We start from the raw sequence: 3,886 nt of genomic DNA, 5'->3' as shown, positions 1-3,886 counted from the left end.
GCGAGATGGCCGAGACAGTCGTTACTGGGGCGCTGAATGTGCGGTCGAACTATTTCAAACATGTCGCCAGCCCTGAGCTGGACTTTCCGCTCGTTCCGACCACCGCGAAAGAGGCCACGGGCGGCGGCTCGGCCGGGCCGGGTGCCATGACCCCGAAGTGGCGGGCCGCTGACACGGTCGCGCTGGTCGACGGCTACACCCTGACCGATGCCGACGGGCAGCCGACGTCGACGGTGCACGATGTGCGCGTCGCCATCGAAGGCGGCTTCGCGCACATCTCCGTCGACGGGAGCGCACTGGTCCAGGTGGTGTCCGCGCCCGCCGTCGCGCTGATCACCTATCGCCACGAATCCTGATCCGGCACAGCCCTATACGCCCGGCCCGTCACGATGCGGGCCGGGTGTTCGGCTGTCCGAATCCTTTCCCGCCGGAGGCTTGACAGGTTAATACCCTAGGGGGGTATGGTACCGAGCACGAGACGCACTCCGCTCGAAAGGACGAAAGTCGTGACTACGCAATCGCAATCCACCCGGAAGTGGTGGGCGCTGGCGGTGATCGCCGCAGCGCAATTCATGGTCATCATGGACACCTCGATCATCGGGATCGCGCTGCCCAAGATGCAGGCCGAACTCGGCTTCACCCCCGGCAATCTGACCTGGGTGTTCAACGCCTACGTGATCGCCTTCGGCGGCCTGCTCCTGCTCGGCGGCCGGCTCTCCGATCTGCTCGGTGCGCGCCGGGTATTCGGTGCGGGCTGGCTGGTTCTCGCGGTTGGCTCCGTGATCGCGGGCGCCGCGGGCAATGTGGGCCTCGAGCTCGCGGGCCGGGCGATCCAAGGCGCGGGCGCGGCATTGATCGCACCGTCGGCGCTCACCCTGCTGATGATGTTGTTCGGCGGCTCGCCACAGGAGCTCACCAAGGCACTCGCCGTCTACGGCGCGGCTGCGCCGGCGGGTGGTACCGCGGGCGTGTTCCTCGGCGGCGTGATCACCGAATACATCAGCTGGCCTTGGGTTTTCTACATCAACATCCCGATCGCGGCGCTCGCGTTGATCGCCGTTCCGCTGCTGATGCCCGCCGCTCCGGCACGCAAGGGTTCCATCGATATCGCCGGGTCCGTCACCGTGACAGCCGGTTTGGCGGCCGCGGTGTACGCGATCGTGCAGGCTCCGGAGGCGGGCTGGGCTTCGGGTCAGACCTGGGGCGTGCTGGCACTGGCCGCCGCGTTGCTGGCCGGTTTCGTCTTCATCCAGTCACGTCGCAGCGAACCGCTGATGCGGCTGAGCATCTTCCGCGCGCCGAACCTCGCCGCCGCCAACTTCGCCCAGTTCGCGCTGGCCGCGGCGTGGGTGCCGATGTGGTTCTTCCTGAATCTGTACCTGCAGCAGGTGCTCGGTTACAGCGCGTTCCCGTCGGGCGCCGCGCTGCTGCCGATGACCACGCTGATCATGCTCGGCATGGTGGTGCTGGCCCCGAAGGCCATGCAGCGCTTCGGTGCCAAGCCGATGATCGTCACCGGCCTGATCGTGCTTGGCCTCGGCCTGGGGATCATGTCGCTGGTTCGGCCCACGGGCAACTTCTGGGTCGACGTGCTGCCCGCCTCGCTGGTGGCCGCGGGCGGTATGTCGCTGGCCTTCATCCCCTCGCTCGGCACCGCCATCTCGGCGGCGCGACCGGAGGAGGGCGGCCTGGCCTCGGGCATCGTCAACGTCAGCTACCAGGTGGGTTCCGCACTCGGCCTGGCCGCGATGACGGCGGTGGCCGCGGCATTCGGCGCGGGTGAACTGGGCGACGCCACGGCACTGACCGACGGCTACTCGGCGGCCTTCCTCGGCGCGGGCCTGCTGGCCCTGGCCGGCGCGGGCATCACCGCGGCGGTCATGCGCACCCCAGCCGCGGAAACGGCCGACGCGACTGTTTGACAAAATACCCTAGGGGGGTATGGTAATGATTGAAATCGACGACGAGGAGAACACCACCATGAGCACCACTGTCACCGTCACCGGCATGACCTGCGGTTGCTGCACCAACAAGGTGCGCGACAAGGTCGGCGCCCTGCCCGGCGTCACCGGCGTCGAGGTCGACCTGGCCGCGGGCTCGGTGACGATCGAAGGCACCGAACCCGACCGCACCGCCCTCGCCGACGCCGTCACCGCGGCCGGTTTCCAGCTCGCCGACTGAACCACGAAACGGAGCATCCCGATGAACGCAACAGGCAAGTTCGCCGGTTTCACCCTCGGCCTCGCGGCGGTCTTCGGGATCGCTCTGGCCGCCGGCGCCCTGGTCGGTCCGGAACCTTCCGAACCGGCCGGGCACGGCGAGCACGAGACCGCGGCGCCGTCCGCCGATCTGCCCGGTGGCCTGCTGGTCACCGATCAGGGCTACACGCTGGCCCTGGACAAGCCGAACACCACGACAGCGGCGCAGACCCCGGTCGCCTTCCGCATCCTCGACGCCACCGGCGCCCCGATCACCAAGTACGAGACCAGCCACGACAAGGACCTGCACCTGATCGTGGTCCGGCGGGACATGGCCGGTTTCCAGCACGTGCATCCGGTGCTGGACCCGGCCGGGACCTGGTCGGTTCCGCTGAACCTGAGCCGGGCCGGTGACTACCGTGTCTTCGCCGACTTCACCCCGGCGGGCGGGTCGAACCTGACCCTCGGCGCGGATCTGCGAGTCGCGGGCAACTACGACGTGCAGGCGCTGCCCGCCCCGGCGGCGACCGCGCAGGTCGGCGAGTACACGGTCGCCCTGAACGGCACGGTCGCCCCGGGCGCGGCCTCGAAGGTCACGCTCTCGGTCAGCCGCAACGGCGCGCCGGTCACCGACCTGCAGCCCTACCTCGGGGCCTACGGTCACCTGGTCGCACTGCGCGCCGCCGACCTCGCCTACCTGCACGTTCATCCCGAAGGAACGCCCGGCGACGGGGTCACCCCCGCCGGTCCCGGCATCGACTTCGTGGTGAACGCGCCGAGTGCGGGCGACTACCGCCTGTTCCTCGACTTCCAGCACCAGGGCGTGGTGCGCACGGCCGAGTTCACGGTGAAGGTCGCCCAGCCGGACGCGACCGGCGCGAGCAATCCCGCACCGACGAGCGCACCGGCCGACCACGGCACACCCGGCCACGGGCACTGACCCTGGCGCCCGCGGCCACCGCGCTGGACGTTCACTTTCCCGCCGATCGGTCGAAATCAGAACCATCTGAGCCGTTGGTGAATGCTCAGCGCATGCTTCGGCGGACGCCGCGACAGGCCCTATCCCGACCATGGGCACCGATGTAGCCCATCAGCAATCCCTCAGCAAGAATCGATACCAGGAACGAAACGGAGCACCCCATGACCACCGTGACGAAACCACCCGGCACCGGCCAGGTAGAACTGGTGATCGGTGGCATGACCTGCGCTTCCTGCGCGAACCGGATCGAGAAGAGGCTCAACAAGCTCGACGGGGTCACCGCGACGGTCAACTACGCGACCGAGAAGGCCAGGGTCGACTTCACCGGTGACGTCTCCCCCGAGGAACTGATCGCCACCGTCGAGCAGGCCGGCTACACCGCGGCACTGCCCGCGCCGAAGCAGGCCGAGCCGACCGAGGAAGCGGCCGCCGAGCCGGACCCCACGGCTTCGCTGCGCACCCGGCTGCTGGTCTCGCTGGTGCTCGCCGTCCCGGTCATCGCGATGGCGATGATCCCGGCGCTGCAGTTCACCAACTGGCAGTGGCTCTCGCTGACGCTGGCCGCGCCGGTCGTGGTGTGGGGCGCGCTGCCCTTCCACAAGGCGGCGTGGACCAACGCCAAGCACGCCACCGCCACCATGGACACGCTGGTGTCGATCGGCGTGCTCGCCGCCTTCGGCTGGTCGCTGTACGCCCTGTTCTGGGGTAC

4 protein-coding genes and 1 pseudogene are annotated in these 3,886 nt (G+C 68.9%); all 5 read left to right on the top strand.

The features are described from left to right. Positions 1 to 356: pseudogene (locus ACFWPJ_RS27030) on the top strand (hypothetical protein); the annotation flags it as partial. A 150-nt stretch (positions 357 to 506) separates the two neighbouring features. Further along, positions 507 to 1,922, top strand: coding sequence for an MFS transporter (locus tag ACFWPJ_RS27025; protein WP_378855431.1), 1,416 nt, complete (start codon positions 507 to 509; stop codon positions 1,920 to 1,922). A gap of 19 nt (positions 1,923 to 1,941) precedes the next feature. After that, a complete protein-coding gene (locus tag ACFWPJ_RS27020; RefSeq protein ID WP_229740050.1) occupies positions 1,942 to 2,181 on the top strand; it encodes a heavy-metal-associated domain-containing protein in 240 nt (79 codons plus the stop codon). Positions 2,182 to 2,202: 21 nt separating this feature from the next. Further along, complete coding sequence (locus ACFWPJ_RS27015; RefSeq protein ID WP_378855429.1) at positions 2,203 to 3,138, top strand: hypothetical protein; 936 nt, start codon at positions 2,203 to 2,205, stop codon at positions 3,136 to 3,138. 200 nt (positions 3,139 to 3,338) lie between these two features. Further along, positions 3,339 to 3,886, top strand: a 548-nt coding sequence (locus ACFWPJ_RS27010; RefSeq protein ID WP_378855427.1) for a cation transporter, incomplete at its 3' end; no start/stop codon positions are given.

Origin of the sequence: Nocardia sp. NPDC058497 (genome assembly GCF_042720195.1) — a bacterium.
Taxonomy (GTDB): Bacteria; Actinomycetota; Actinomycetes; order Mycobacteriales; family Mycobacteriaceae; genus Nocardia.
Note: the sequence above shows the minus strand (reverse complement) of the source record. Positions and strands in the feature narration are given on the sequence as shown.